This window comes from Porphyromonas gulae DSM 15663, from assembly GCF_000378065.1.
GTDB lineage: Bacteria > Bacteroidota > Bacteroidia > Bacteroidales > Porphyromonadaceae > Porphyromonas > Porphyromonas gulae.
This window is the reverse complement of sequence record NZ_KB899204.1, coordinates 1-2889: the sequence shown is the minus strand read 5'-3', so window position 1 is coordinate 2889 and position 2889 is coordinate 1. Positions and strand designations below refer to the sequence as shown.

Annotated in this window: 1 protein-coding gene; it reads left to right on the top strand. The window is 44.1% G+C overall.

The window, feature by feature from the left end; translation table 11 throughout:
• Window positions 1-754 precede the first annotated feature (754 nt).
• On the top strand, window positions 755-2889 hold a 2135-nt coding region (locus F452_RS0110510), incomplete at its 3' end, for a C25 family cysteine peptidase (protein ID WP_018966135.1).

The window sequence follows — 2889 nt, the reverse complement described above, 5'->3', positions numbered from 1 at the left end:
AAAAAATTACGCGCCACACTTTCATGGCTGTAAAGCCGGCAATTTTTGGAGCCTAAACCATCGCAGGGGGAGGGCGTAGCGATGTGTACTTTCTCAGTCTTCCGAGTACAGGCTCAGGCACTGTATTGAGCAGGTTGCCCCGGTGTCTCAGGTATTGGTCGTCTTAGGGCGAAAAACGCCGATTGCGGGGCATTAAGTCGCCGTTAGCAGTCGCAAACCTATACCGACCGATCGAAACCTCTCTTCGAAGCATGGCTCGCAGAGAAAGAATAACCCTCTAAAGCCGTCTTTCGACAGGTTTCCTCTGCTCCTGAGGTAATGATAATAGTGGACTCGTAATTTAATGTCAGTTCGATCTAAGTGCAAATGGGGAACTTGGGCTTAGATCGAACTGACGTTACAATGAGATGGAGATTGAACCTTTTCACCCTTTCATCTCCTCATTCAAACACAGCCAATGTTTTGGTAAGAGGCTAATTGACAGTCATTTATGGAGATCTCTTCCTTGTCGCTTATATTGAAGTCATGTACTTTGCAATCTTAAACTCTTCTTAACTCGAATTTTTTCTCTAAATTGCGCCGCAACAAAACACATTGAGAAGGGTACCAACAGAAATAGAAGATAGTATTCTTGCCTTATAAATTCCTTTTCTTTTGTTGTCTTGTTCTTGAAATGAATCTTATTTGTGGACTTTTTTGTTTTTTTTAACCCGGCCGTGGTTCTCTGAATCACGACCATAAATTGTTTTAAAGTATGAGGAAATTATTATTGCTGATCGCGGCGTCCCTTCTGGGAGTTGGTCTTTACGCCCAAAACGCCAAGATTAAGCTGGATGCTCCGACTACTCGAGCGACATGCACGAACAATAGCTTCAAGCAGTTCGATGCAAGCTTTTCGTTCAATGAAGTCGAGCTGACCAAGGTGGAGACCAAGGGTGGTACTTTCGCCTCAGTGTCAATTCCGGGTGCATTCCCGACCGGTGAGATTGGTTCTCCCGAAGTACCTGCAGTTAGGAAGTTAATTGCTGTGCCTGTCGGTGCCACCCCCATTGTTCGCGTGAAAAATTTCACAGAACAAGTTTATTCTCTGAACCAATATGGTTCTGAAAAACTTATGCCGCATCAACCCTCTATGAGCAAGAGCGATGATCCGGAAAAGGTTCCCTTTGTTTACAATGCTGCTGCTTATGCGCGCAAAGGTTTTGTCGGGCAAGAACTGACCCAAGTAGAAGTGTTGGGGACAATGCGCGGTGTTCGCGTTGCGGCTCTTACCATCAATCCTGTTCAGTATGATGCAGCTGCAAACCAGTTGAAAGTAAGAAATAATATTGAAATCGAAGTGAGCTTCCAAGGAGCAGACGAAGTTGCTACGCAGCGTTTGTATGATGCTTCTTATAGCCCATACTTCGAGACAGCTTACAAACAGCTCTTCAACAAAGATGTTTATACTGATCATCCTGATTTGTACAAGACACCGGCTCGTATGCTTGTTGTTGCAGGTGCAAAATTCAAAGAAGCTCTCAAGCCTTGGCTCACTTGGAAGGCTCAGAAGGGTTTCTATCTGGATGTTCATTACACAGACGAAGCTGAAGTCGGAACAACCAACGCCTCTATCAAAGCATTTATTCACAAGAAATACAATGATGGTCTGGCCGCCAATGCTGCTCCCGTATTCTTGGCTTTGATTGGTGACACTGATGTTATTAGTGGCGAAAAAGGGAAAAAAACGAAAGAGGTCACAGACTTGTACTACAGTGCAGTCGATGGTGATTATTTCCCCGAAATGTATTCTTTCCGTATGTCTGCTTCTTCCGGAGAAGAACTGAAAAACATCATTGATAAGGTGTTGATGTATGAAAAGGCTACCATGCCGGACAAGAGTTACCTGGAAAAGGTACTTTTGATTGCAGGTGCAGACTATAACTGGAATCCCAAGGTAGGTCAGCAAACCATTAAATATGGTATGCAGTATTACTTTAACCAAGAACATGGTTATACAGACGTGTACAGCTATCTCAAGGCTCCTTATACAGGCTGCTACAGTCACTTGAATACCGGTGTCAGTTTTGTAAACTATACGGCGCATGGATCTGAGACATCATGGGCTGATCCGTCCCTGACCACTAGCCAATTAAAGGCTCTCACAAATAAGGACAAATACTTCTTAGCTATTGGTAACTGTTGTATTACAGCCCAATTCGATTATCCACAACCATGCTTTGGAGAGGTAATAACTCGTGTTAAGGAAAAAGGAGCTTATGCCTATATCGGTTCGTCTCCAAGTTCTTATTGGGGTGAGGACTACTATTGGAGTGTAGGTGCTAATGCTGTGTTTGGTGTTCAGCCTACTTACGAAGGCACGACTATGGGGTCTTATGATGCTACATTCTTGGAAGATTCGTACAACACTGTGAACTCTATTATGTGGGCCGGTAATCTTGCTGCTACTCATGCTGGAAATATCGGCAATATAACTCATATTGGTGCTCATTACTATTGGGAAGCTTATCATGTCCTTGGCGATGGTTCGGTTATGCCCTATCGTGCAATGCCTAAGACTAATACTTATACGCTTCCTGCCTCTCTGCCTCAAAACCAGGCAACCTATAGCATTCAGGCTTCTGCCGGTTCTTACGTAGCTATTTCTAAAGATGGAGTTTTGTATGGAACAGGTGTTGCGAATGCAAGTGGTGTTGCTACTGTGAATATGACAAAGCTGATCACAGAAAATGGTAATTATGACGTAGTTATCACTCGTTCTAATTATCTTCCTGTTATCAAGCAGGTTCAGGCCGGTGAGCCCAGCCCCTACCAGCCAGTATCGAACTTGTCTGCAACTGTAGAAGGACAGAAAGTGACACTCAAATGGGAAGCTCCTGCTGCCGGCAA